Annotated in this window: 29 protein-coding genes; 20 read left to right on the forward strand and 9 right to left on the reverse strand. The window is 47.3% G+C overall.

Annotation, left to right across the window (positions count from 1 at the left end; all coding sequences use genetic code 11):
* Together QZZ36_RS09085 and QZZ36_RS09090 are read left to right on the forward strand one after the other, a co-directional pair.
* A partial coding sequence (locus tag QZZ36_RS09085) for a calcium-binding protein (RefSeq protein WP_295080329.1) occupies positions 1 to 494 on the forward strand: 494 nt, incomplete at its 5' end.
* 134 nt (positions 495 to 628) lie between these two features.
* Positions 629 to 826, forward strand: coding sequence for an alpha/beta-type small acid-soluble spore protein (locus tag QZZ36_RS09090; protein WP_173458810.1), 198 nt, complete (start codon positions 629 to 631; stop codon positions 824 to 826).
* Between the two features lie 50 nt (positions 827 to 876).
* On the opposite strand, the gene QZZ36_RS09095 is transcribed toward QZZ36_RS09090, so the two are convergent.
* The 3 genes from QZZ36_RS09095 to trmL all read right to left on the reverse strand — a co-directional run bounded on the left by QZZ36_RS09095 (position 877) and on the right by trmL (position 3,041).
* On the reverse strand, positions 877 to 1,449 hold the full coding sequence (locus QZZ36_RS09095) for a helix-turn-helix domain-containing protein (RefSeq protein ID WP_295080334.1): 573 nt from the start codon (positions 1,447 to 1,449) through the stop codon (positions 877 to 879).
* A gap of 208 nt (positions 1,450 to 1,657) precedes the next feature.
* Positions 1,658 to 2,530 (reverse strand): DegV family protein, encoded by an 873-nt coding sequence (locus QZZ36_RS09100; RefSeq protein WP_295080337.1) that lies wholly within the window; start codon positions 2,528 to 2,530, stop codon positions 1,658 to 1,660.
* 13 nt (positions 2,531 to 2,543) lie between these two features.
* Complete coding sequence (gene trmL, locus QZZ36_RS09105; protein ID WP_295080341.1) at positions 2,544 to 3,041, reverse strand: tRNA (uridine(34)/cytosine(34)/5-carboxymethylaminomethyluridine(34)-2'-O)-methyltransferase TrmL; 498 nt, start codon at positions 3,039 to 3,041, stop codon at positions 2,544 to 2,546.
* A gap of 93 nt (positions 3,042 to 3,134) precedes the next feature.
* Between trmL and QZZ36_RS09110 the strand changes: the two genes are divergently transcribed.
* The gene (locus QZZ36_RS09110; protein ID WP_295080344.1) at positions 3,135 to 3,308 is read left to right on the forward strand and encodes a hypothetical protein; all 174 of its coding nucleotides are present in this window, start codon (positions 3,135 to 3,137) and stop codon (positions 3,306 to 3,308) included.
* Here QZZ36_RS09110 and ruvX read toward each other — a convergent pair.
* The 3 genes from ruvX to QZZ36_RS09125 form a co-directional block, all read right to left on the reverse strand.
* Entirely contained in the window at positions 3,301 to 3,729 is a 429-nt protein-coding gene (gene ruvX / locus QZZ36_RS09115; RefSeq protein WP_295080348.1) for a Holliday junction resolvase RuvX, read from the reverse strand. The two genes, QZZ36_RS09110 and ruvX, sit on opposite strands and share 8 nt — an antisense overlap.
* Positions 3,730 to 3,926: 197 nt before the next feature.
* The gene (locus tag QZZ36_RS09120; protein WP_295080353.1) at positions 3,927 to 4,838 is read right to left on the reverse strand and encodes a dihydroorotate dehydrogenase; all 912 of its coding nucleotides are present in this window, start codon (positions 4,836 to 4,838) and stop codon (positions 3,927 to 3,929) included.
* On the reverse strand, positions 4,838 to 5,608 hold the full coding sequence (locus QZZ36_RS09125; RefSeq protein WP_295080356.1) for a dihydroorotate dehydrogenase electron transfer subunit: 771 nt from the start codon (positions 5,606 to 5,608) through the stop codon (positions 4,838 to 4,840). Before QZZ36_RS09125 ends, QZZ36_RS09120 begins: the two co-directional genes overlap by 1 nt.
* A 411-nt stretch (positions 5,609 to 6,019) precedes the next feature.
* Here QZZ36_RS09125 and QZZ36_RS09130 point away from each other — a divergent pair, with 411 nt between their 5' ends.
* Genes QZZ36_RS09130 through QZZ36_RS09145 form a run of 4 tightly spaced genes read left to right on the forward strand, consistent with a single transcriptional unit; the run spans position 6,020 to position 7,988 of the window.
* Positions 6,020 to 6,586 carry a DUF1836 domain-containing protein gene (locus QZZ36_RS09130; RefSeq protein WP_295080359.1) on the forward strand — a complete coding sequence of 189 codons (567 nt, stop codon included), beginning with the start codon at positions 6,020 to 6,022 and terminating at the stop codon, positions 6,584 to 6,586.
* Positions 6,587 to 6,638: 52 nt separating this feature from the next.
* A complete protein-coding gene (locus tag QZZ36_RS09135; RefSeq protein ID WP_295080362.1) occupies positions 6,639 to 6,836 on the forward strand; it encodes a hypothetical protein in 198 nt (65 codons plus the stop codon).
* A 32-nt stretch (positions 6,837 to 6,868) separates the two neighbouring features.
* Positions 6,869 to 7,081 (forward strand): hypothetical protein, encoded by a 213-nt coding sequence (locus tag QZZ36_RS09140; RefSeq protein ID WP_295080365.1) that lies wholly within the window; start codon positions 6,869 to 6,871, stop codon positions 7,079 to 7,081.
* A 13-nt stretch (positions 7,082 to 7,094) separates the two neighbouring features.
* Entirely contained in the window at positions 7,095 to 7,988 is an 894-nt protein-coding gene (locus QZZ36_RS09145; RefSeq protein ID WP_295080368.1) for a prohibitin family protein, read from the forward strand.
* A gap of 374 nt (positions 7,989 to 8,362) precedes the next feature.
* Here QZZ36_RS09145 and QZZ36_RS09150 read toward each other — a convergent pair whose 3' ends face one another.
* From QZZ36_RS09150 to QZZ36_RS09160, 3 genes are read right to left on the reverse strand one after another with little or no spacing between them, the layout of a single operon-like run.
* Entirely contained in the window at positions 8,363 to 9,175 is an 813-nt protein-coding gene (locus QZZ36_RS09150; RefSeq protein ID WP_295080373.1) for an amidohydrolase family protein, read from the reverse strand.
* A 3-nt stretch (positions 9,176 to 9,178) separates the two neighbouring features.
* Positions 9,179 to 9,529: a metalloregulator ArsR/SmtB family transcription factor gene (locus QZZ36_RS09155; protein WP_295080376.1), complete on the reverse strand. Its 351-nt coding sequence runs from the start codon at positions 9,527 to 9,529 to the stop codon at positions 9,179 to 9,181.
* Between the two features lie 12 nt (positions 9,530 to 9,541).
* Positions 9,542 to 9,979 (reverse strand): hypothetical protein, encoded by a 438-nt coding sequence (locus QZZ36_RS09160; protein WP_295080379.1) that lies wholly within the window; start codon positions 9,977 to 9,979, stop codon positions 9,542 to 9,544.
* A gap of 573 nt (positions 9,980 to 10,552) precedes the next feature.
* Between QZZ36_RS09160 and QZZ36_RS09165 the strand changes: the two genes are divergently transcribed.
* The 13 genes from QZZ36_RS09165 (at position 10,553) to QZZ36_RS09225 (ending at position 25,128) form a co-directional block, all read left to right on the forward strand.
* Positions 10,553 to 10,822, forward strand: a complete 270-nt coding sequence (locus tag QZZ36_RS09165) for an ACT domain-containing protein (protein WP_295080382.1) — start codon at positions 10,553 to 10,555, stop codon at positions 10,820 to 10,822.
* A gap of 18 nt (positions 10,823 to 10,840) precedes the next feature.
* Positions 10,841 to 12,199 carry a PFL family protein gene (locus QZZ36_RS09170; protein WP_295080385.1) on the forward strand — a complete coding sequence of 453 codons (1,359 nt, stop codon included), beginning with the start codon at positions 10,841 to 10,843 and terminating at the stop codon, positions 12,197 to 12,199.
* 279 nt (positions 12,200 to 12,478) lie between these two features.
* Positions 12,479 to 13,435, forward strand: a complete 957-nt coding sequence (locus tag QZZ36_RS09175; protein WP_295080388.1) for a phosphotransferase — start codon at positions 12,479 to 12,481, stop codon at positions 13,433 to 13,435.
* A 177-nt stretch (positions 13,436 to 13,612) separates the two neighbouring features.
* Positions 13,613 to 14,467 carry a histidinol-phosphatase HisJ family protein gene (locus QZZ36_RS09180; protein WP_295080391.1) on the forward strand — a complete coding sequence of 285 codons (855 nt, stop codon included), beginning with the start codon at positions 13,613 to 13,615 and terminating at the stop codon, positions 14,465 to 14,467.
* Positions 14,468 to 14,482: 15 nt separating this feature from the next.
* Entirely contained in the window at positions 14,483 to 15,469 is a 987-nt protein-coding gene (locus QZZ36_RS09185; RefSeq protein WP_295080394.1) for a hypothetical protein, read from the forward strand.
* A 23-nt stretch (positions 15,470 to 15,492) separates the two neighbouring features.
* Positions 15,493 to 15,969 carry an Lrp/AsnC family transcriptional regulator gene (locus QZZ36_RS09190; protein ID WP_295080397.1) on the forward strand — a complete coding sequence of 159 codons (477 nt, stop codon included), beginning with the start codon at positions 15,493 to 15,495 and terminating at the stop codon, positions 15,967 to 15,969.
* Positions 15,970 to 15,971: 2 nt separating this feature from the next.
* A complete protein-coding gene (locus QZZ36_RS09195; protein ID WP_295080400.1) occupies positions 15,972 to 17,153 on the forward strand; it encodes an aminotransferase class I/II-fold pyridoxal phosphate-dependent enzyme in 1,182 nt (393 codons plus the stop codon).
* Complete coding sequence (ispE, locus tag QZZ36_RS09200) at positions 17,150 to 18,013, forward strand: 4-(cytidine 5'-diphospho)-2-C-methyl-D-erythritol kinase (protein ID WP_295080403.1); 864 nt, start codon at positions 17,150 to 17,152, stop codon at positions 18,011 to 18,013. Before QZZ36_RS09195 ends, ispE begins: the two co-directional genes overlap by 4 nt.
* 199 nt (positions 18,014 to 18,212) lie before the next feature.
* Complete coding sequence (locus QZZ36_RS09205) at positions 18,213 to 18,599, forward strand: YegP family protein (RefSeq protein ID WP_295080406.1); 387 nt, start codon at positions 18,213 to 18,215, stop codon at positions 18,597 to 18,599.
* Between the two features lie 90 nt (positions 18,600 to 18,689).
* Positions 18,690 to 19,613, forward strand: coding sequence for a DUF1648 domain-containing protein (locus QZZ36_RS09210; protein WP_295080409.1), 924 nt, complete (start codon positions 18,690 to 18,692; stop codon positions 19,611 to 19,613).
* A 441-nt stretch (positions 19,614 to 20,054) separates the two neighbouring features.
* Positions 20,055 to 21,632, forward strand: a complete 1,578-nt coding sequence (gene rny, locus QZZ36_RS09215) for a ribonuclease Y (protein WP_295080412.1) — start codon at positions 20,055 to 20,057, stop codon at positions 21,630 to 21,632.
* 162 nt (positions 21,633 to 21,794) lie between these two features.
* Positions 21,795 to 23,489, forward strand: coding sequence for a dockerin type I domain-containing protein (locus QZZ36_RS09220; protein WP_295080415.1), 1,695 nt, complete (start codon positions 21,795 to 21,797; stop codon positions 23,487 to 23,489).
* A 67-nt stretch (positions 23,490 to 23,556) separates the two neighbouring features.
* Positions 23,557 to 25,128: an O-antigen ligase family protein gene (locus QZZ36_RS09225; protein ID WP_295080419.1), complete on the forward strand. Its 1,572-nt coding sequence runs from the start codon at positions 23,557 to 23,559 to the stop codon at positions 25,126 to 25,128.
* Positions 25,129 to 25,235 lie beyond the last annotated feature (107 nt).

The following is a 25,235-nucleotide window of genomic DNA, read 5'->3' on the forward strand; positions in this document are numbered from 1 at the left end:
GAATCAAGCCTGAGGATATCACAGTAACAAGAGACAAGAACGATATGGTACTTCTTGTTGGCAACAAGGGAGACAGCCTGAGGATAGTAAACCAGTTCAGCAACTATAAGTATCAGGTAGAAAACTTTGAGTTCGCGGATGGAACTGTTGCGCATATCGACCTTAATAAGTCTGAATTTGTTATTGACATTGAAGGAACAGTTACGGTTGAACAGACAGCAGCAGAATACCTCTCAAATCTGTATACAGATGATGTATTCAGCGGTGAGCTTACCACAGACAATGCAGTTATCTCAGAAGTAACAGACAGCATGAGCATTGGTGATGAAAGCGACGATATATCAGATATCGCCAATATCCAGGCAATGGTGCTTGCGGAGAATATGTCGGCATTCAGCAATGAAAGCCAGATATCCGACGGTATTAATATCAGCGATATCACATCAGATTCTTCAGCACTCGACCAACTCCTTGTAAACTCATCAATGCAGTGAATTTAATTAAAAAAAGTGCAGCAGTAAAAACTGCTGCATTTTTTTCATCGAACAATAATTACCATGATTTAAAGCTGTTTTTCGCGGTATAATATTAACACGGCATCAATAATACTTTACAAGGAGATAATGTTATGAGCAATAACAGCAATAATAAAGGTGTAATGACAGAAAAGGGCAGAGAGGCTCTCGAAAGATTCAAGATGGAGTCAGCAAATGAGCTCGGTATCAATCTCAAGCAGGGTTACAACGGCGACCTTACTTCACGTGAGGCTGGTTCTATTGGCGGCAGCATGGTCAAGAAGATGATCGATTCTTACAAGATGCAGTAAGAGCAGTATCATAATGGAAAAGGGAACGCTCAGGCGTTCCCTTTTGTATATTATCTGAAAAGCAGATATGCACAGATCGCAGCTGCGATAAAGCCGAATACCGCACCGCATATGACCTTTATAAGCGGACTGCCTATGCTTTTTATGCGTTCTGCAGATATCTCGTCAAGGGGCTTGCCCTCCATGAAAGCCTTTATCTCCTTGTAGGTCTGGATATTGTTTGCCTTTTTCATTTTTTCGACCTTCACAGCCGTGAACATTGTAACGGCGAACAGGATACCCCATATAACTCCGCCCAGCCAGCCGAGATACTTTATCAGCGGTATAATAGAAACGGGCAAAGCCAGGAACTCTGCTGCATACAGCCACGACAAAGCATTGAATTTCTTCACGTCATTTTTTTCGATTTCATTTTTCATAGATTCAACATCTCCTTTAACTAATTCGTCAAGAGAAATATTGAAAAGATTTCCAAGCAGCAGAAGGCTGTGTATGTCCGGGTAGCTCTTGCCGTTTTCCCAGTTTGAGACGGTCTGTCTGCTGACATATGCTTTTTCAGCAAGGGTCTCCTGTGACCAGTTCAGCTTTCCGCGGTACTTTTTGATCTGATTTCCTATCTCCATGTTTTTCCTCCTTGGAGTTTTTTCTCCTGACTGACAACAGTATAGCATCAGCCGGGAGAAAGGTCTATAAATTTGTTTTTACATTGACCGAAAAAGCTGTCAAAATGCTTTTACAAACCATGTAAAAGCGCTTTTACATGGCGAAATACAGGCATTTGTACTATATACAAAAAGGGCAGCTTAAAGGTCTGCCCTTTTTAATGAAAGCTTATTTATTTTTTCGTCTTATGACGATAGCGACAAGGTCCGGACCTATATTTGATGTGACCACAGCTCCTATGCAGCCTGTCATCTCAGCTTTTCTGCCGGTTTTTTTAACGAGTTCCTTTTCAACTTCCTTTGCGACAGTGTCATCTCTGCCGTGGATAAGGATATAAGGAGTCTGAGGAGTCATATTCTTCTCGACGATCTCCACAAACTTCGGAACGATATTTTTCTCGCCTCTGATCTTGTCAACTGTCTCTGTGGTGCCGTCGGCAAAGAGTATGATCGGTTTCAGTCCGAGGAGTTCACCGGCAAAAGCCTTGGCTGCGGATATACGTCCCGACTTCTTGGCATACTTCAGCGAGAACGGAACAGCATAGACTGCGCTTACATTGAACCAGTCCTCAAGATAAGCGACAATCTCTTCGGCGTCAGCGCCGCGGCGTATCTTTTTGGCAGCTTCCATTACAGGATAACCGTACAGAAGGGTGTAGCATTTTGAGTCAAGGTTGAAAATTCGGAGCTTGTCCTTGGCTTCGGGATTGTTCTCGAAGAAGTCGTTCTTTGCCATTATGGAATTGTTGTATGTACCCGAACCCTGTGAGTTTATGGAAACGCTGATGATATCAGTATAGCCCTGCTCGAAGAGCTCTTTGTAGGCTTCCTCGAAAGCAATTGGAGAGATCTGCGAATGCTTCGGGATCTCATCAGTTTCACTGAGGAGCTCGTAGAATTCCTGAGTTGATTTGTCATACATTTCTCTGAAGCTCTCACCGCCAACTGTAAGAGTAAAAGGAAGGACCTTTATGCCCAGCTCATCAACAGTCTCTTTCGGCAGGTCACAGCATGAATCGGTAAGTATTACGATCTTTGACATTTTAATATCTCCTTTACCATGTATATTGAGTAAGTTTTCCCTCACGGGAGAGGTCGGGGTAGTCCCATTGCCTGAGCACCTCGTATACCGCTATTGCTACGGAATTCGAGAGATTAAGGCTGCGCAGTTCATTGCGCATGGGGATACGCAGACAGCTTTCGGGATTATCATGGAGCAGCTTTTCTGGAAGTCCCTTGTCCTCACGTCCGAATACGAGGTAGGAGTTATCCGGAAATTCCGCGTCGCTGTGGACCTGCTTTCCCTTGGTAGTGAAGTAGAAAAAGCGACCGTCCTTGTTTTTTATGAAAAAATCGCTGAGGCTGTCATAGTAGGTTATATCGAGCTTGTCCCAGTAGTCCAGACCGGCGCGTTTGAGCTGTTTGTCGCTGACCTCGAAGCCGAGGGGACGGACAAGATGCAGCCTTGCGCCCGTAACAGCGCAGGTACGGGAGATGTTCCCGGTATTCTGCGGTATCTGCGGTTCTACAAGGACGATATTCAGGTTTTGCATATTTCACCTTTTCAGAAACGGAATATTTTATTCCTTGATTCAGATAATAATAGCGTCCGCACTGCGGACAATAATTATTACGGAGCAAATGATATGAACTATAGATCTCTTGCAAAGGGAGCGGCTGCGGGAGCTGCGGTTGGCATAGCCTTCTACGCTCTTTCAAGTGCCGGACCTATGAAGAAAATGAGCATAAAGCGCGACGCCGGAAAGGCTCTTAAAGCCGCAGGCAACCTTCTTGACGATATCAAGTCGGTGATTATGTAGCTTCGCCGGAATTGCGCCTGAAGCCGAGATAGCTCTCAAGTATGAGAACTGCTGCCACAGCGTCAACTACCGCTTTGCGTTTTTTGCCGCGGGTGTTGGTGACGTTCAGCGCATTATGGGCTGAAACAGTGGTGCAGCGCTCGTCCCAGAGCTTTATGGGACAGCCAGTGAGCTTTTCCAGCTCCTCGGCGAAGAGCCTGCATTTTTCGGCTCTTTCGCCGACTGTTCCGTTCATATTCATAGGATAGCCGACAACTATCTGTTCCGCACGCTGTTCTTTTGCGAGAGCGGCGGTTTTTTCTATACATTTAACGAAGTCCTTTTCGGCGATGACGGTGACGGGAGAAGCTATCATTTCGCTTTTTCCGCAGACCGCGATACCCGTTCTTGCGTCGCCGAAGTCAACTGACATTATTATCATTGTTACCTCCGATAAATCAAAGTTTTGATAAGCAAAATTATGATTTAGTTTAGAGTTGAGAATTGAGAGTTGACAGTTGTGGCGTATCGCCTGCGGCGGTATAATTTAAATAATATGAGCGCAGCGAACTCATTAACTCTTAACTCTTCACTCTCAATTCTCAACTAAATCAAAATTTAGCAAAGCTGAATTTTGATTTACCAAGGCTTGACTGTGCCTATTATTTCCTTGACGGAAGCAATGCCCTTGCTGTCAAGCCATTCGTTCATTTCCTCAATTATCCTTACAGGAGCATAAGGGTCGGTGAATATGGCAGCTCCCACCTGTACTGCGGAAGCGCCTGCCATCATGAGCTCTATGGCGTCACGTCCCGATGATACGCCGCCCATGCCGATAACAGGGATATTTACCGCATTTGCTACCTGCCATACCATGCGAACAGCTATGGGGAATACCGCAGGACCGCTCATGCCGCCTACATTGTTGCGGAGTATTGGTCTGCCTGTGTTTATGTCTATCCTCATGCCGAGGAGAGTATTTATAAGTGAAACTGCGTCTGCGCCGGCTGCCTCAACAGCCTTTGCGATTTCCGCAATGCTTGTTATATTGGGAGAGAGCTTTACCACAAGGGGCTTTTTTGTGGCTGCGCGGACCCTTTTCGTGACTTCAGCCGCCATTTCGCAGCTCGTACCGAAAGCCGCTCCGCCCTGTTTTACGTTGGGGCAGGAGATATTCAGCTCAATCATGTGAACGTCTGTAGGTTCGAGCTTTACGGCTACCTCGGCACATTCATCGGGAGTTGAACCAGCTATGTTGGCAAGTACCACAAGATCCTTTGTAAGAAGATAGGGGAGCTCAGTCTCTATGAAATGGTCTATGCCGGGGTTCTGAAGTCCTACGGAATTTAGCATACCAGAGGGGGTTTCAGCTATTCTCGGCGCGAGATTGCCTGTGCGGAGATGAAGGGTAGTTCCCTTTGTGGCGATACCGCCAAGCTTGTCAAGCGGGAAGAGCTCCTCGTACTCTCTGCCGTAGCCGAAAACGCCGGAGGCAGGGATTACAGGGTTTTTGAAGTCAACGCCGCAGACTTTTACGGAAAGATCAGCCATTACCAGAGCACCTCCTCAGCATTGAAAACAGGACCGTCCTTGCAGACGTGGGCAAAGTATTCCTCGTCGTTGCGGACTGTACGGCAGGCACAGCCGAGACAGGCACCAATACCGCAAGCCATACGCTCCTCAAGGGATATCTCGCAGAATATGCCGTTTTTCTTGCATATATCTGCAACGCCCTTTAGCATAGGCATAGGACCGCAGGCGTATACCGCGTCTATACCGCCTTTTCCGGCAAGCTCCGCAAGAGGCTGGGTAACAAAGCCGTGTATACCGGCTGAGCCGTCGTCGGTGCAGAGAATGGACTCGGCACCTGTGCTGCGGAAGTCGTCCTGCAATATCACTGCGGAAGCGTTCCTGAAGCCGCTTATGGCTGCAGCCCTGCTGCCGTAGAACTTCGCAAGTGGAAGCATGGGCGGAGTACCTATACCGCCGCCGATGAGTATTACCTTATTATAATTATTATCTAACGTAAAGCCATGACCGATGGGAGCCAGCATATCTATGAGCTCGCCCTTGTTGAGCTTGGCTATTTCGGAGGTGCCCTCGCCGCGTATCTCGAATACTATCCGGAGAGTGCCTTTTTCCTTGTTGATACCGCAGATAGATATAGGTCTGCGGAGAGTGAAGCCCTTGGCTCTTATATGTACGAACTGACCCGGACAGGCAATTGCTGCAATTTCGGGACAGGAAATGGTGAAGCTGTATATTTCACGGGCGATAGCGGTTTTTTCCGTGATCGGGTATTGACCCTGGATATATTTCATATTTACCTCCCTTGATTTAGTTGAGAATTGAGAGTGGAGAGTTAAGAGTTAATGAGTTCGCTGCGCTTATATTATTTAAATTATATCGCCGCAGGCGATACACCACAACTGTCAACTCTCAATTCTCAACTCTAAACTAAATCATAATTTTGCTCCGCAAAATTATGATTTATACTATTATAACATATATGGTCAAAAATTGCAACAGGCAAGGCGGGACCCCTTTTAATATAGTATATATTGATTGGTCGGACCAATATGAAAAAGTGAGAAAAAAGCTGAAAATTAATGAAATACAATGATAAATCCAAAAAAATATTCAAAAAAACCCGAAATCGTTAAAAAACAAGATTTGCGGTTCAGATGAACTTATGTTATAATCATATCATCATCAGAGAGGAGTTAAAGACTATGAACAGACTGATACCTGGTACGACAATGAAATTTAATGAACAGGCAAGAGAATCCGCGTTTTCGCTTATTTCTCCGGTGCTTGAAGCAACTGGCGGACTTACGCTCTCACAGCTCTCAAAGCTCACAGGCCTTGAGGGCACGACCATCCAGAACTGGATAAAGAGGGGGTGGGTATCAGCTACCAAAGGCAAGAAGTATTCTGAAAAACAGATACTTCGTATACTCCTTATCAATATGCTCCGCAAGGCTATGAAGCTGGAGGATATTGCGAATCTGATGCGTTACATCAACGGTGACGTTGAGGACACTTCGGACGATATCATCGATGATATACTGCTTTATGACATACTTTGCAGGATAATATTCACAGCTGAGGACGAGGGCGCGTTCGATACGGAACACGTAAAACAACTCGTTGCAAATGAAGTCGCTGAGAACAACAAGGATATCACTGACGGTGAAAAGCTCAAGAAAGCTATGTACGTCATGGTAATGGGTTACAGAAGCGGCTGCCTCAGGACTGAGATGGAAAAGGGTCTTGAAGTGATACTTGACGAAATGTGATGTGATTTTGGGGTAAACAATACGTGGTATAGAATTATGGGAGGTTTTGAAAATGAATGTTGTAACTGCATTACTAATGAGCAAGAAGAAAATAATCAAGCTGTTTGAAGTATCAAAGGCGTTTTCGGCAGACAGTGCCAAGACTCTTCACGAAATGGGTATCTACAATCCCGAAGCCACCTTTGAGCTTCTCTACGACAACGTGATATCAGCCACGGGAAACGGAAAATATTATCTTAACAGGAATTAAAGCATAAGAAGTATTAAAAGAGGTGAACAGATATGGCTTTTTTCGTACCACCTGTATTCCTTATAAGGAAAAAAAGACTGATAAGATCGCTGATGAAAGCAAATGCTTATTCAGCTGACACTGCAAAGAGGCTTGATGAGCTTGACTTGCTGAATCCGTATGCGTTTCCCTTTCTGACAGTACGTATGGTAAGGCGGAACGAGATATCGGTCACTAACGAAGGAAAATACTATCTTTGCAAATAAAAGGAGAATTATTATGTCTGTAAATGTAAGAGAGATCAATAACAATATCCCTAAGAAGGCAGGCTTCAAGGGAATAAAATGGATGATAGCGGGAATTGCCGCAATATTTCTTGCCGCAAATTCTTTCACGATCGTTCCCGCAGGTCATACGGGAGTTGTCCTCACACTCGGTGAGGTATCCAGCAATCCTCTGTCTGAGGGCTTCCATGTAAAGGCTCCCTTCATTCAGACTGTAGAGAAGATGTCCAACAAGATACAGGTGTATCAGACAGACGCTTCAGCGGTATCGAGGGACCTCCAGACCGTAAAGAGCACCATAGCTGTAAACTACAGGCTCGTTTCGGATATGACTCCTAAGATGTACAAGGATACGGGCATGGAGTATGAGACCATTCTTATGATGCCTGTGGTACAGGAGTGCATGAAGTCCGCGACAGCCAAGTACAATGCAGAACAGCTCATAACAGAGCGTGAGTCTGTAAGCAACGAGGTCAAGGCTTCACTTGACGAAAAACTCAACGGCTACGGCGTTTACATAGAGAAGTTCAATATAGTAAACTTTGATTTCTCAAAGGAGTTCAACGAGGCTATCGAGGCAAAGCAGGTAGCTGAGCAGAACCTTCTCAAGACCAAGACGGAGCAGGAGCAGGAAAAGGTAGTCGCAAAGACAGATGCTGAGAAAAAGGTCATCGCAGCAAAAGCCGAGGCAGAGGCTATACTTGCTCAGGCTAACGCTCAGGCTGAGGCCAACAGGCTCCTTGAGGAGTCACTTTCAAACAAGGTCATCGCTTATGAGCAGATCCAGAAATGGAACGGCGTAATGCCTAAGGTAACTGGCAGTGACGGCGGACTGCTCATAGATGTTAATATAGATGATGCAGCGCCCGCTTCGGCAGCTGCAAACTGAAATGAATAATACCGGGGATAGGTTGGCTGCTCTCGGAGCGGTATAAAGATCTCTATCTCCGTCGGGGGGCGGAGATAGAGAAACTCATCTGACCAAAGTAGGGATCCGAAGCTGCTTTATTAGAAAGCTTCGCATTAATAAAAAAAGTGCAGCAGTCTGGGGAGACGGGCTGCACAGGGGTTGACATTTGATACAAGACGCATTTGACAGCGACATAATAAGCCATGATATAGGGGTGATCGGGGGTAAACGATCACTCATGCCGCAAGGCAAAGCATAAAATGCGGTGGTTTTCTTGAAAAAAAGCAGAGACAATTTAGGGTTCGGGTCTCTGAGGGATGTATTGGGCATCTCTTCACAACATTATAAGGGGATCAAGGAGAGCTTATGTAGGGGTACATAAGCTCTTCTGCATTTCTGAAGAAAATACGCTCCTTTTCATATTCTGTGAGAGGGAGCCTTTCTATCATGGCTATCTCGTTTGCCGGGTCGTCCCAGGGACAGTCGCTGCCGAAGAGGATCTTATCCGCTCCCTGCATACGGATTATGCGCAGAAGCTGTTCATCACTGATATAGCGTGAAATAACGCTGACGTCGAACCACAGGTTGTCATATCTTCCCGCGGTATATTTTTCCGTATCGTCCCACAGCTTCAAGCCGCCAAGGTGTGCGGCTATTATTTTGAGCTCCGGGAAGGCATCTGCCACAGCCGCAAAGCTCCGGGGCGTGGCTCTTATTATATCTCCGGAGTAGGGATCCCAGCCGCCGTGAAAGACCACAAAGAGACCGAGTTCAGATATTTTTTCGTATATCGGGAACATTCTCTTCTCGTCGGGACAGAAATTCTGATATTCCGAGTGGAATTTCACTCCGCACAGTCCCAGGGACTTTATCCTTTCCGCTTCTGAAATGGCGTCCCCGGCGTCAGGGTGTACCGTACCGCAGCAGAAAAGACCGTCTCCCATGACGGAGGCAGCCCAGTCGTTGATAGTTTTCTGCTGTGAGGGCTTTGTAGCCACAGGCAGCAGCAAGGCACGGTCTATGCCGTTTTCGGCAAGTTTTCTGCGGAGCCCGGCTATTGTACCGTCCGTTGCAGGAGCTATGCCGCTTGTCTCTGCAAGTCCTGAGAGAGCACGGTCTGCGAGCTCGTCGGTAAAAGCGTGAACATGAAAATCAAAATACCTCATTTATTACTCCATTACGTGCTCCATAGCGTGATAGAAGATAGTTTTTACATGATCGTCGCAGAGGGAATAGAATATGGTTTTTCCGTCCCGGCGCGAGCTGACGAGGCGGGCCTGTTTCAGCACTCTCAGCTGATGAGAGATCGCAGACTGAGTCATGCCGAGCAGCCTTGCGATATCGCATACGCACATCTCACTCTGGCAGAGGACGAAAATTATCCTTATCCTTGTTGCGTCACCGAATACCTTCAGAAGCTCGGCGGCTTCATACAGCTTTGCTTCGTCTGGCATGACCTTTGACACCTTGTCTACTATATCCTTATGTACTCCGTGAGTGCCGCAAATATGTTCTTCCATGTAATGCCTCCTTTATATCCTTGTTATTATGAGAACTGCCGCCAGAGCCGTGACAATACCGAGAATAAAACCGATAGTGCAGGTGGCGCAGGAGAATTTGTCGAAAACGAATTTTTTGTTCCTTGAGAGGAAAACTGTACAGCTTTTGTCGCTTCTGTAGAGCCTGTTCTGCATGAAGCCCTCTTCCGGGAATATATTGGGGTATTCCGCATCGTCTATTTTGTAGTAGGCGACCTTGAAATTGCTCCGTGGGCTTTTGTCTATACGTGAAAAAACAGCCTTATGCTTTTTTGCGAACAGCATACGCACGAAAAAGAACATCAGCAGAAGCAGGGAAACGGTGTAGATAAGTCCGAGGAGGGCTGCTGCCGCAGCGAGCAGATAAATGGGCTTTACGCCGATAACAAGGCAAAGAACGGCGATAATAGCTAAAACAAGTATGAACTCCACAGCGATCCCCCCCTGTACTGAAGTCTGACTGTATTTTTATATCATTTAAATCAATTAAGATGAATGCTTCGCATTCAATTATATCACATCAGGAATGAAATTTCCACTCTTTTTTGAAAAAAGTGGTTAGCGAGCTGAGCCAGCTCGACCGCTTGCCACGTTTCGCTCGTAAACTCGCTTACCCTTAACAACGCCCTTACCTGTACATCGCTTACGGTACTATTAATGGCGGATATTATCCGCCCCTACATACATTCTATCTATCTATCTATGTACTCCCTAAGCAATATACTTTAACGGTTTAACTCGTTATAGATACATAGATAGATTGAAACATTCAAGCTTAGTTGAGAGTGGAGAGTGGTTAGTGATCAGTGCTTAGTGATTAGAATTGTAGGGGTGCTTGACCAGCGCCCGTGCCTACACACTTACACACTTTCTGAGAGTAAGTGATGATCTGATAATGTGATAATGCTGACAGCTAAATAATACTTGCTTTTTTACCGGCAGTGTGTTATAATTATATCAATCATTCGGGATACACCGGATAACAAGAAAACGGAGGTTTTTATTATGAGAGCAGTCGTAACTGTTATTGGTAAGGACACTGTAGGTATCCTTCATAAAGTAAGCGGTATCTGCGCTGAATACAATGTAAATGTAATAGAGGTGACACAGAGCGTTCTCCAGGATATGTTCGCTATGATAATGCTTGTTGATATATCCGAAATAAAGGGGGATTTCTCCGAACTTGTTGACCGCATGACAGCTCTCGGAACAGAGCTCGGTCTTTCGATACACACAATGCACGAGGATATCTTCAACTCCATGCACAGTGTCTGATGAAAGGAAGTCCGCTAAATGCTTAATGTATATAATATACTTGAAACTATCCGCATGATACAGGACGAGTGCCTTGATATACGTACTATCACTATGGGTATCTCGCTTCTTGACTGTATCGATACGGACATAGACAAGGCTTGTGAAAAGGTCTACAATAAAATAGTGACGAAGGCTGGAAATCTTGTTCCTGTCGGTCAGCAGATAGAAAAGGAATATGGCATCCCCATCGTTAACAAGCGTATTTCTGTTACTCCTATCGCTATGCTTGCCGCAGCCTGTCCTGACAGTGATACCGTAAAGTTCGCAAAGGCTCTCCAGAGAGCAGCCGACACCTGCGGAGTAAACTTCATTGGCGGCTATTCGGCACTTGTACACAAGGGCTTCAGCGCAGGAGATATGGCTCTTATAAAGTCTATCCCGGAAGCTCTTGACGTAACTCAGAATATATGCTCATCAGTAAATATCGGCTCTACAAAGTCGGGTATCAATATGGACGCTGTCAAGCTCATGGGACAGATAGTCAAGGAAGCTGCAATAAAGACCGCTGACCGCGACTGCATAGGACCTGCAAAGCTTGTGGTATTCTGCAACGCCGTTGAGGATAACCCTTTCATGGCAGGAGCCTTCCATGGTGTGGGCGAGCCTGACTGCGAGATACACGTGGGCGTTTCGGGTCCGGGAGTTGTACGCGCAGCTCTTACAAAATACCCTGACGCTTCAATAAATGAAATTGCGGATATAATCAAGAAGACCGCGTTCAAGATAACACGTATGGGACAGCTGGTTGGCGCGAGAGCTTCCGAGCTCCTCGGTGTGCCCTTCGGTATAGTTGACCTGTCACTTGCTCCCACACCTGCCGTCGGCGACAGCGTTGCCCATATCCTTGAGGAAATGGGACTTGAGATGTGCGGCACTCACGGTACTACAGCCTGTCTTGCAATGCTCAACGACGCTGTAAAGAAGGGCGGCGTTATGGCTTCCTCCACAGTCGGCGGACTTTCCGGTGCTTTTATCCCCGTATCCGAGGACGCAGGCATGATAGACGCGGCTGTTGCAGGCGTTCTCAGCCTTGAAAAGCTTGAAGCAATGACAGCTGTATGCTCTGTCGGACTTGACATGATAGTTGTTCCCGGAGAGATTTCCCCGGAGACTATCTCCGCTATTATCGCCGACGAAGCGGCTATAGGCATGGTCAACTCCAAGACCACGGCGGTCCGCCTTATCCCTGCTATCGGCAAGAAGGAAGGCGATACTCTCGAATTCGGCGGACTCCTCGGAAGCGGACCTGTTATGCCGATACGTGAGAAGTCGCCTGCCAAGTTCATCAACCGCGGCGGACGTATCCCCGCGCCTATGCAGAGCCTGAAGAATTAGTAATCAAAAAGCAGTGAACACCGGGGCGGCGTTCCGTAATGATGAGGGCGGATATATCCGCCCTTTTCAATTACCGAGCTGAGCCAGCTCGACCGCCTCCACGCTGCCGCTTGCAAGCTCGCTCACTCTTATCAATATCCTTACTTGTACATCGCTTACAGCACATTTGATGTAATTGACGGGCGAGCGAAACTTGCCCCTACACTTAGTTCTTAGCTCTTAGTTCTAAGCTCTGAGGAAGCTGTCCCTACAATTACGCATTAAACAAGAGGTGATACTATGGATATCCGCAATATACCTGCGCTTTTCGGGCTTCCCGAAGCCGAAAGTCTCACAGAGCTGTCGGCAGGGCACATAAACCGGACCTTTCTTGTTGTCTGTGAAAATAAAAAATATATCATGCAGTCGCTGAACAGCTCCGTTTTTCGTTCTCCCGGAACTGTTATGGACAATATAAGCCGTATCGAAGCGGCTTTTCAGACGGTTCCGGATATTGCCGTCCCGCATTTTATCGCCTGCGGCGATAAAAACTATGCGGTCGCCGACGAAAGTGTATGGCGTATGTACAGGTATATCCCGGCGACCGCAGGCGCCGCGGCAACTGCCGCGGCGGCGGGACGGGCATTTGGCACATTCATCAGGGCGATGGACGGACAGGAGCTTTCACACACTCCCGCTATTGAAGGCTTTCACGACTTTGACCGCTATTTTGCGAGGCTTTCCGAAAAAAACGGAGCAGAACGCAGCATAATGACAAAGCTTGACAAGCTCCGCGATGCTCTCGGACAGGTCTTTACGGATACGCTGAAAAAACGTGTGATACACGGCGACGCAAAGCCGGATAATATCATAATCGGTGATATTCCGACTATCATCGACCTTGATACTGCAATGTACGGCTATGCAGCCATAGACTACGGCGACCTTGTTCGCTCGGTCTGCCGCGGAAAAGAGCAATTTACGGCGGAAATACGCGATGTCACGCAGGGCTTCGCTCAGGGACTTGCCGAGCTTCTCGGTGGGGACGAGGTAAAGTCGCTGTATTACGGTGTGCTTTGGCTGACGGGTGAACTTGCCGCAAGATATCTTGCCGACAGCCTGAGTGAAGAGAGATATTTCCGCAGTAAGAGCGCTGCGGAATGTTCAGCCCGTGCAGAGGAGCTGCTTCGGCAGCTGGATATGTTTAACGAACGCGGCGAGGAGATAAGAGAGATAATATATTCACATATGGGCTGAGCGGCAGTTGCATTTTTTACCTTAATATGTTATAATGAGTGCAATGAACTATGTTCAGGGAGCGCAGATCCTCTATAAGTCGGGGAATCTGCGCAGTGCCCTGATCTGTGTCAAGCCCGTTTTCACTGAAGGGCTGGGCGGACATTGATTATATAATAAATAAATGGGGCTGAGAAAATGAAACTTATGGACTGCCATACACATACACAGTTTTCGGTGGATTCCGAGGCAGATATCAACGAATGTGTCAGGCGGGCGGCTGAGCTTGAGCTTGCGGCTTACGCTATAACGGACCACTGCGAGTGCAATGCATGGTACGGCAGAGAACACTATTCCGAAGCCGAGCAGCAGGTCAGGGAGAGCTTTGATTATGCCTCTGATTTTGAAAGGTCAGTATCTGCGGTAACTGCAATGAAAGAAAAGTACGCAGGTAAGCTGAATCTTATCTGCGGCGTTGAGCTGGGACAGATACTCCATGATACTGACGCGGCAAAGACAGTGAACGCCGACAATAGAGTGGATTTTATAATTGGCTCGGTGCATCAGGTGCTTGGAGAGCAGGACTTTTACTTCATAGACTATGAGAAACTGACCATGGACGAGATATACGACCTGCTGGAGCGCTATTTCAGGGAAGTATACGACCTGAGCAGAACAGACCTTTTCGACGTTGTCGGTCATATCACCTACTGTCTGCGCTATATGAAGCAAAGGCACGGCATATGCGCTGATATAAGCCGCTTCGATGATATGATAGGTGAGACCTTCCGCAATCTTGCGCAGAACGGCAAGGGTATAGAGATAAACACTTCGGGACTGAGACAGGGCTTCGGCGACTGCTTCCCGGATCTTAAATATGTCAAGCTGTTCCGTGATCTTGGCGGAGAGATAATCACCATAGGTTCCGATTCCCATACCGTTGAGGACATAGCCGCCAATGCGGCAGACGGTGCGGAGCTTGCGCGAGCCGCAGGTTTCAGGAGACTTGCTTATTTCAGGAAGAGAAAACCGTATTTTACAGATATCGTGTGAAATGGAGCGGATATAATGGGTAAGCGCACTTTTTTGTTCGGACTTGTTCTTCTTGCAGCCGTATCGGCTTCTGGCTGCAAATCTTCATCTGAGAAGACCGGGAAAGAAGATAACAGCACCACTGCTGCGGAAGAGACTACTGCCGCAGAGAAGACCACTGCCGCGGAGGATACCGCTTCCGCAGAGACCACGACCCGCAAAAAGAAGAAGGAAAAGTCAGGTATGCGGGGCTATCTTGAAAAGAGCAGAAAAGCCAGAGCGTCTTCTTACGCTATGAGTATGCTGCATGAAGCTGAGTTTTTTTTGCTCGATAAGGAATGCGTCGCGGATCAGGATATATTGTATTCATGTACGAGTGAGGGCGAATTGGGAAAGTATCTCCGGGAAAACTGTCTGCTGAAGGACGACAATGATATTGAGTTTATCATGATGTTCAGCGATAAAGGCGTTCCTGACAGGCTGATACTGTGTAAGGAATACGACGATGATGACTATGTGGGCTTCTGCGGAGATGTAAAGGATTCCGATATACTTTCAGATGTGAAATGGAGCGAGGTTTTGAAGCAGTACGGCTTCACCAAGGGAGAATATACCGGACTGAAGCTGAAAAAGGACAATACCGTGTATACTACAGAGCCGCGCAGGGAACTGGACCTTGAAGACGAGGATATGCTTGAATCATGCATACTTGCTTCATCGATCGGCTGGGAGTTCAACCGTGGCACATCGGATATCCCTTTTTACCTTTACGGCAAATGGAGCAAGGATGCTCCGTTTACAGCGGATTTTGACTGGGAGGTCCCGGAGCACGGAGACATAGAGTATATCCTGGTATTCAACGGTTTCAGCGTATCACAGGTTTTCTGCTGGGACACCGAACGGGATAAAAAGTATGTCGGTGATTCTGATATGGGATTCGGCTATACGAACTTCATTGAAAAGACCTGGGACGACGTGCTTGAATACTACGGTTATACTCAGGGCGAATACGTTGAATACTGATAATAATGAAAGGAACTGATACTATGAACGATATTATAAGGATATTACAGCAGAACGCCCGTATTTCCGACAGAGAACTGGGCGAAATGCTCGGCGTTTCAGCGGAGGAGGCAGCAGCTGAGATAGAAAGGCTGGAAAAGAGCGGCGTCATAAAGGGCTACAGCGTTATAGTAAACGATGACCTCTACGATGATTCCGTAGTTTACGCCACTATCGAGCTGAAGGTAACTCCTCAGCGTGACTGCGGCTTCGACGATATCGCAAAGACTATAATGATGTACGACGAGGTTGAGAGCGTCAGCCTCATGTCCTCCGGAGCATACGACCTTGCGGTAGAGGTAAAGGGCAGCAATCTGAAGGACGTGGCTTTCTTCGTCTCGGAGAGACTTGCAACAATAGACGGTATTCTTTCCACATCGACCCATTTCATACTGAAAAAATACAAGGAAAAAGGCATTTTCATTGACGGTGAAGAGCCTGACGAAAGGGGACTCGGCTGATCGTGATAGATTACGACAAGGTCCTTTCGGACAAGATAAAGAGCATAAAGCCGTCAGGAATACGTAAGTTCTTCGATATCGCAGGAACTATGGAAGATGTCATCTCCCTCGGAGTCGGCGAGCCGGACTTCAATACTCCTTGGGCTATAAGGAAATCCGCTATACAGGTGCTGGAGAGAAAGCACATAATTTACGGTCCCAACAAGGGTATCGCTCCACTGAGAAATACCATTTCCGCCCATATCGAAAAGGAACACGGCGTGAAGTACGATCCTGACAAGGAGATAATCGTTACCGTCGGAGGCTCAGAGGCTATAGACCTCACTGTACGCGGACTTCTTGATCCGGGTGACGAGGTGCTTGTGGTAGAGCCCTGCTTCGTTTGTTATGCTCCCCTTGTGGAGCTGGCGGGAGGCGTACCTGTTTCCGTACCCACACATATCGAGAACAATTTCAAGCTGACCCTTGAAGATTTCAGGGATAAGGTCACTGAGCGGACAAAGCTGCTCATACTGCCTTTCCCGAACAATCCCACGGGAGCGGTAATGACGAGGGATGACCTTGAACCGATAGCGGAATTTCTCCGTGATACCGGTATAATGGTGCTGACTGACGAGATATATTCCGAGCTCACCTACGGCATGAAGCACTTCTCCATTATCGAGCTGGAGGGCATGAGGGAGCGTACCATATACGTAAACGGCTTCTCAAAGGCTTATGCCATGACAGGCTGGAGGCTCGGCTATGTCACCGCGCCCGCACCGATCATATCACAGATATCAAAGATACATCAGTACGGTATCATGTGCAGTCCCTTTATCAGTCAGAACGCCGCTGTTGAAGCTCTTACCTCATGCGATGAGGAGGTAGCGAAAATGGTGGCTGAGTATAATACCCGCCGCCGCTATCTTGTGGGCGAGTTCAACCGCCTCGGACTGACCTGTTTCAATCCGGAAGGAGCCTTCTATGTATTTCCGTGCATAAAGAGCACAGGTCTTACAAGTGAGGAGTTCTGTGAACGACTGCTCTTTGAGGAAAGAGTGGCTACAGTTCCCGGAAGCGCTTTCGGCGAGAGCGGAGAAGGACATATACGCATATCCTACGCTTATTCTCTCAAGCATCTTATGGAGGCGATAAGGCGCATTGAGAAGTTCCTGAAAAAGCTGGAGGCTGAGAAAAAATGAAAATAAAAACGGCAGCAAAGATAAATCTTGCCCTTGACGTCACCGGGAAGCTCCCCAACGGCTATCATACCATAGAGAGCGTTTTCCAGACAGTAGGGCTGTACGACGAGATATCCGTTGAGCTTACGGAAAGCGGCATAAAGCTTACCTGTGAAGTGCCGGAGGAGTTCGCAAGCTCCGACCCGATACCCTGCGACGAGAGAAATATCGCGTACAAAGCGGCAAAGCTGTTCTTTGAGGAGAACAGCATGGACTGCGGCTGCCGTATACATATAAAGAAGGGCATACCTTCTCAGGCGGGTATGGGCGGCGGCAGCACCGACGCTGCGGCTGTGCTGTACTGTCTCGGCAGACTTACCGGAAAAAGCGTCAGCAAGCCGGAAAAGCTGGGAGCGGACGTCCCCTTCTTCCTCACCGGCGGTACAGCCTATGTTGAGGGCATAGGCGAGAGGATAACTCCCATAGCCGATTATTCGGGAAAGATACTGGTCATAGCCAAGGGCAGGGAGGGGGTATCCACTGCTGAGGCATACAGGAGCATTGACGGACTTATATCTCCACGGCACCCTGAGACGCAGAAATTGGCAGAGGCTGTGATTAGCTCTCCGAGGACGGCTTATCAGTTCTTCGGCAACCTGTTTGAGCAGGCTGTGGAGCTTCCGGAGGTGGAGGACATAAAGACTGCCATGCTTGACGGCGGCTCCTTCAGAGCCGTTATGACGGGAAGCGGCTCGGCTGTATTCGGTATATTCGGCTCTGCGGAGCAGGCTGGGATATGCGCTGAACAGCTCAGGAGCAAGGGCTATTTCGCCTGCGTATGCGAGACTGTTCCCGACAGCTTTATCGAACTTGAAAAATAGAGTATAATGGCGGCGGCAGCGATAGCAGCCGCCATTTTTATTTGTTTCCCTGTCCTTGGAGAGTAGGATTTGTTATACATTTTGATGAAAATTAACAAAATCTATTGACAAGTCTGCTCATTTAAGTTATAATTATGATACAAAATCGAATAAGTCTCGATTTAATAATACTTTTGCTGAAAGGTGTTGAATAGTAATTATGGGAAAATTTATCATCAAGGCTACCAAGACGGGCTATACGTTCAGTCTGAAGGCAGGTAACGGAGAGATCATCGCTACAGGCGGAGAGGTCTACAATACACTTGCAAGCGTAAAGAATGGTATCGCAAGCGTTGCCAAGAACGCTCCCGTTGCTAATCTTGAGGATCAGACGATCGAAGGCTTCCAGTCGGAAAGCAATCCTAAGTTTGAGATCTACAGGGACAAGTCAGGCGAATTCAGATTCCGCCTTAAAGCAAAAAATGGTGAGATCATCGCTGCAAGCGAGGGATATGTCAAGAAGGACAGCTGCAAGAAGGGTATCGCCAGCGTAAGGAAGAACGCCGTTGACGCGCCTGTTATTGAGCCTGAGCCGGAGAAAAAGTAAGCCCTTGACGGGAGAATAAAATGCCGCAGTATTTTTGCTATTAAGTCTGAAAAATACTGCGGCTTTTGTGTTTTAGGGGGGGATATTGCTATGAACGGGAAAATAAAGACGGTACACCGTATACTTCTGACCGTGAGTATACTTATACTCGGTGCAAGTCTGGTGTTTTACCTTATAAAGTGGGGAGACTATCCTGAGGAGATAGGCGTACATTTTGACTCTGACGGCAGTTTCGATGTTGTGGCGTCAAAGTTTTTCGGCTTTTATCCCCATGTGATAGGCGGTATCGCCATTGCAGGCATAGCGCTTGCCTGCCGCCTTATAGGAAAAAAGAAGACAGGTCTGAGGATAAGCGAAAAGGGTGAGGAGCGCTTCCGGACGGAGCTCTGCCTGACCCTTGACTGTATCGCTCTGCTGGTGAGCCTGTTTTTCGCTTACTGGTCAAGCTGTGTAGCTCTTCAGCAGCCTCTTGATACGGATAAGGCAAGGCTTGTTTTTGGACTTATAGCAGCTGCGTCAGTTACAGGAATTATGGCGGAGACGGTCACATATATCAGATACAGGGAGAAAGCGGAAAAATCCGCTCCCTCAGGACTTTTCCACCGGCTGTGCCGCCTGATACCGTGGCTGCTGACCGCAGGTGCGGCGGCGGCTCTGGCGGAGTGCTGGGGGCGATATCCCTCAGATGAAGCGCTTTATGAGGATCCTGCATACCGGGGACTGGTCTATTCGGCAAATTTTGACGCTTATTACGACAGAAAGCTCCTGCTGGCAATCCTGCTCGCGTTTTTGGTACTGCTCACAGTCCTTGAAATAATATCCGTCAGAGTGGCAAAGGCTGAGAAGCAGTCCCTTGTTTCGCTGACCGACAGACTAAAGCTGCTGACGGGAGTATTCTTCTTCTGGTGGTATTTGCAGCTTTTGACGCAGTTAGCTATAGGACCGGTCTCCGTTGGTGCTTTTGCACTGCTATTCACTGTGTCTTTTGTGCTATATGCCAGAAGCCGGAAATGACAGGTAATGTACGCAGATAAAATGAAATGATAATCAAGGACGGACCACCCGTCCTTTTCTTCTTGTCTGAAAATAATTTGTGAACGCAGCGTTTTAATTCATTGAAATCTATTGACAGGAACACTAAAATATTATATAATAATTATGTTGTATTTATTTGCATAATATTACTATGGCAGTATATGCAGCTTTGTTTTACATCATTATCCGCAGTCTGAATAAATATATAAATCAAGCGGTTCAAATATGATTATGGAACAAATCTTGGGCGGGGATTATAACGTCCGTCTAATTTTTTGCCGGCTGAGGTATAAGCTCAGCTGTTGATCTATATACTCACAAATGAATAAAATAATGCGGCATTTACCGCCTTTAAGTAATAATTAAAAATTATGATACAAACTTTTGATTATTTTTACGAAAAAGGAGGTAATGCACTGTATGAACCCAGGTCTTGCTATCGCTCTTATTCTCATAGCGCTTGCAGCAGGCGTAGGCATAGGATATGCTCTTTTCTTCAAAAAGGGCGTTGAAGCAGGCGTCGAAAAGCGCAAGCACGATGCAGAGGCTATAGTAGGCTCTGCCGAGCAGCAGGCTGAACGTATTGTCGAGGACGCCGAAAAGGACGCCGACAATAAGAAGAAAAGCGCTCTCATAGAGGCTAAGGACGAGATACATAAGCTCCGCACAGAAGCGGACAAAGAGATCAAGGATCGCAGAGCAGAGCTGTCACGTCAGGAAAGACGTATGCAGCAGAAAGAGGAGAATTTAGACAAGAAGACAGATAACCTTGAGAAAAAGGAGGAAACGCTCAACCAGAAGATAAAGTCGGCTGACGAAAAACTGAAGGAAGCCGATTCCATCAAGAAAAGCCAGATGGATATACTGGAGCGTATCTCAGAATTCACAAAGGATCAGGCTAAGGAGTACATAATCTCAAAGCTTGAGGATGACCTCGTACACGAAAAGGCTGTAAAAATAGCAGCCTATGAGCAGCTTATCAAGGACGAATGTCAGGAGAAGGCAAGAAGCTATATCTCACTTGCCATCGCCAAGGTCGCTGCCGATCAGGTGTCTGAGGCTGCCGTCTCGGTTGTCCCTCTCCCCAATGATGAAATGAAAGGCCGTATAATCGGCCGCGAAGGTCGCAATATCAGAACACTTGAGACACTTACCGGCGTCGATCTCATCATCGACGACACTCCCGAAGCAATAACTATTTCCTGCTTCGACCAGATAAGACGAGAGGTGGCAAGGATATCCCTCGAAAAGCTCATAGCTGACGGACGTATCCATCCCACACGTATCGAGGAAATGGTCGAAAAGGCTCGCCGTGAGGTAGAGTACCGTATCAAGCAGGAAGGTGAACGCGCAGTTATCGAGACCAATGTTCACGGTCTCAACCACGAGCTTATTAAGCTCATCGGACGTCTTAAATTCCGTACAAGTTACAGACAGAACGTCCTCGATCATTCTATCGAGGTCGCCAAGCTCTGCGGAGTTCTTGCTTCCGAGCTGGGCGTTGACGCAAATATCGCAAGACGCGCGGGACTTCTCCACGATATCGGTAAGGCTCTTACTTCCGAGATCGAGGGCTCTCATGTTCAGATAGGTGTTGACGTTTGTAAAAAATACAACGAAAATCCTGTTATTATCCATGCTGTTGAAGCTCACCACAACGATGTCGAGCCTAAGACAGTAATCGCCTGCATAGTTCAGGCAGCCGACGCTATCTCAGCTGCAAGACCTGCCGCAAGAAGCGAAAACTACGAAAGCTACATCAAGCGCCTTCAGAAGCTTGAGGAGATATGCAACTCCTACGAGGGCGTTGAAAAGTGCTTCGCTGTTCAGGCAGGCCGCGAAGTCAGGATCATGGTCACACCTGAGATCATCGACGACGAGAAGATGGTACTCGTGGCAAGACAGATCGCGCAGCAGATCGAGACTGAAATGGATTATCCGGGTCAGATCAAGATCAATATCATACGCGAGAGCAGAGTCACTGACTACGCAAAATAATGCACTATACTGCGGAACGGGATCCGTTTGCGCAGTCGTCTTGGCTGTCGGGCTTTATGCTCGACAGCCTTGTTTTATTTCACTGTGGAGACACCGGGAGTTTCCCTGTGCCTTCAGAATGAAATGCAAAAAGGTGATATGATTATTAGGAGGGGCTTGTGCATGAAAAAGAAACTATGGGGGATATTTGCATCGGCTGCCGCTTCAGTGCTGCTTGCTGTATCGCTGCTTCCTCTGTCTGCGGGAGCCGCATGGAAGCACGCAGATGTCGTAGGCGACCTGAACGGCGACGGTTTAGTCAGCGTCGCTGATATCGTACTGCTTACAAAGTACCTTCACGGTACGGAAAAACTGGGCGAAAAAAGCGTTCTAAGTATGGAGGCAGGCGTCAAGTACCTTATCAGAATGGACGGCAGGGCTGATTCTCTGCTGACGCCAAAAGGGGATAAGATACAGAAAGCCGATATGGATCAGAACGGAACAATTGAAATATTTGACCTTGTAAAGCTCCGCAAGGTAGCGATAGCTTCTGTCCCGCAGGCGGAGATACTCCGCTGGGAGAGCGAAACTACCACCACAACAACAACTACCACCACCACAACAACTACCACCACAACGACTGCCCCACCGAAAAATGATTTCATAACTCCCCCTGTAAAGGATATGTACGGCAGTATGCCGTCACAGGGCGATGTGAATATTCTGATATTCTACGTTGATTTCCCTGACTGCAGGTTCGAGTATGAGCCCTCTACGGATACGATAGAGGAAATTGCCTTCGGCGCTGAGAACGATCAGTCCTCGGCTTATCCCTTTGAGAGCTTCAGCGCTTTTTATTCGAGAGCTTCAAAGGGCTCTCTCAATCTGAGCGGCAAGGCTTACAGATATACCTGCAAGAAGAATATTTCCGCATATGAGGGCGATATATATAAATCCGACTTCACTACAGAGGTCATAAGGAATATGGACAGTATTGTCGATTACAGCAAATTTGACGCAAACAGCGACGGCGTCATCGACGCTATGCTGTTCTGTGTGCCGTCCTCTTCCGACACTGATGACTGGTGGCCCTGCGCGGGAGGCTACTACGGCGATGACTGGCTGAAGCCCGACGGAATGACTCCGGGACACGTCATCACAGGCAATACCGCAATAACACAGTATAACGACTACGTTGACTTTATAGCGACCTATTCACATGAAATGGGACACTGTATGGGACTTCCCGATTTCTATCTTTACGGTGTTGAGGATTTCGAGGGTATGCACGGTTCTGCCGGCTACGACCTTATGGACGAGGCTTTCTCGGATTATTCCGCAGTTTCAAAGCTGATGCTCGGCTGGATGAAGGAGGATCAGATACAGGTGTACGATCCCGCAAAGGGAGAGCAGTCCTTCATACTTACCAACGGACAGACAGACGAGGGCAACTGCCTTATCATACCGCGAAAGCCTTTTGACGGAAGCTACAAGACTGAGTTTATCATCGTGGAGTACCTTACTCTTGACGCGAACAACAGCAAGGTAAAGACACATTTTTACTGGCGTCCTACCGGAAGCGGCATAAGCGTAAAGCATATAGAAGCTACAGAGCTTGATGACGGCTGGCGGAAATACTTCATGTATGAGAGCGGAAACGACCAGTATACAAACAAAGATAAAGGCAAACGCTTTATCAGGCTCGTCAATGACGGCGACAGGGACAATTTCTTCAGGGACGGTGCTGAGATATCGAATAAGTACAAGGGCTTTGCATGGTATGACGAAGCAGGCCGTGAGAATTTAGACCCCGGAATTGTCATAAAAGTCAGTGAAAACAACGATAATACCTATACTGTTACAGTTTCAAGAAAATGATGTTAATAATGTGTACCGTTTGACCGGCGCCGGTCTTTTCATGGTGCGCAGGAAGGAAAGATTATAAATGGCAAAAACATTGAAAAAAGACCCGAAAACCATTTTTCACACAACGGAGAAGTCAAACTTTATCCTGAATATGACCGAGGAGCAGTATTCCAGACTTGCTTCCCGAGGACTTGTTATAGGAATGTTACTGATACCGCTGTTCACCATATTCCCTGAGGTAAACGATTATAAATTCTCGTATGCCATGACTGCCGGCGGACTTGCCGTGGGCGGAGTTATCAGCATGATACTCGCCATTATAGCTCTGATGAAGAAGTATTTGCCAAAAGCGGCAAAGCTTCCCGTATGTGCTTTCGGAGCCATGATACTATGGGGAATAGTCTCGCTTATCAACGGTTATGACGCAGGAGTAGGCTTTTACGGCTTTACAGAAAGATATGAGGGACTTCTTGCAATAGCCTTCTATGGCTGCTTCTTTATAACTGCCATAACTCTCAAGCGCAGGAGCGCTGTGAAACTTGTGATAAACGGCGTTATTGCTGTGGGTGCACTGAATGGGATCATATCGCTGGTACAGATACTGACACGCAAACTCTCTCATTATGATTATGTAGGCTGGATCGGTGAAGAGGATCTCTTTTTGAACGCAGCCTCAGGACTTTCATTGTCTCCTCTGTTTCTGGCAATGCTGCTGACGCTCTCACTGACGGCGGCTCTCATAGCTTTCATAAACTCTGACAATAAAAAGTGCAGGATAATATATCTTGTTTCGGCTGCTCTGTTTTCATTCGTAATGATGTACACATATTCGCTTTTGGGTATATGCGGATTCGCTTTCGCGCTTATAGCGGCTGCTGTTGTGGCGTTCAGGCAGAAAGCTCCTAAGCTCCGCCTTGTGGCACTGCCTGTTGCGGCTGCATTCGCAGGTCTTGCGGTATGTCTTATAAATGCCGGAGCTTTCGGAGTCAAGGATTCCTACGAACTGCATGACGGAAAAATAGCATGGTATGCTGACGGCTATATCAGGGCAGGCGCTTCCGGACCTGTTAATGATTCGATCCTTGAAATAGACGATACTTCGACATACTACTGGTATACCATTGAAAAGACGATGGATATCATAGGAGACAACAAGCTGGTGGGAACCGGTCCGGAGCAGCTTGTATATCCTCAGCTCAGATCAGCCGCAGGCTATGAGGATGTTGTGGATATGCTCCGCCACACAAAGAACAGCATGGTCTTTGACAAGGTAAACAACGAATACCTTTATACTGCGGCTACAAGAGGTATACCCTCACTTATAGCGCTTATAATGATACTCGTGCCTGTGCTCATCGCAGGCGCAAAGGCTGCACACAGAAAGAAGTATACAGAGGTGACGCTGCTGTTCACATTGACAGTGGGAGGAGTGCTCCTCTTCCTGATAGGCTGCAGCAGTATAGCTTATGCTCCGGTATTCTGGACGGTTGCAGGAGCCTCCTGCGCGGAATTTGAAAACGATGCCGTAACCGCTGCGGAAAAGACTGAGGATAAAAAATCAGGGACCGAAGACTCGGAAGCTGTACAGACTGTGAAAAAGCCTGCAAATGCTTCCAAAAAAGGCGGAAGCAAAGCAAAGAAGAAAAAATGATGAAATAACAGCCTGAGAGGCAGACTCTCAGGCTGTTTTCAGCGTAATACAGCGGAATAGCTTTTAATGTAAGTACAGACTAACAAAAAAGTATTGATTTTTTACTC

It is taken from the genome of Ruminococcus sp., assembly GCF_016287535.1.
Lineage (GTDB): Bacteria > Bacillota > Clostridia > Oscillospirales > Ruminococcaceae > Ruminococcus.